The 281-nt window shown below is 69.8% G+C and carries 1 protein-coding gene; it reads right to left on the reverse strand.

Annotation, left to right across the window (positions count from 1 at the left end; translation table 11 throughout):
• Positions 1-281 (reverse strand): transposase (locus AYK65_RS31010; RefSeq protein ID WP_139793406.1); only part of this gene is annotated, 281 nt, incomplete at both ends.

Genomic DNA, 281 nt, shown 5'->3' on the forward strand with positions numbered 1-281 from the left:
CGCGGCCACGACCACCGGTGGCTTCTTGCCGGCGGCGTTGAGGCGACGATAGCGAGCGCAGAGCCTGATTTGCGCCTTCCAGGCGATGTCGCGGACAGGCTTGGGCAATCCCTCGAGCCGGACCCTCAGAGCCTCGCTGACCCTGGCTGGGTAGCGATAAGTCCAGGCCGCTTCGACCAAGGCGCGGCGGGCGCGTCGATTGCCGGCGAGCGTGAGGCTCGACCGGCGCACCGTGTCGCCGGTCGAGCGCTCTCCCGGAACCAGGCCGAGGAAGGCCATCA

Source organism: Ensifer aridi, from assembly GCF_002078505.1.
Classification (GTDB): domain Bacteria; phylum Pseudomonadota; class Alphaproteobacteria; order Rhizobiales; family Rhizobiaceae; genus Sinorhizobium; species Sinorhizobium aridi.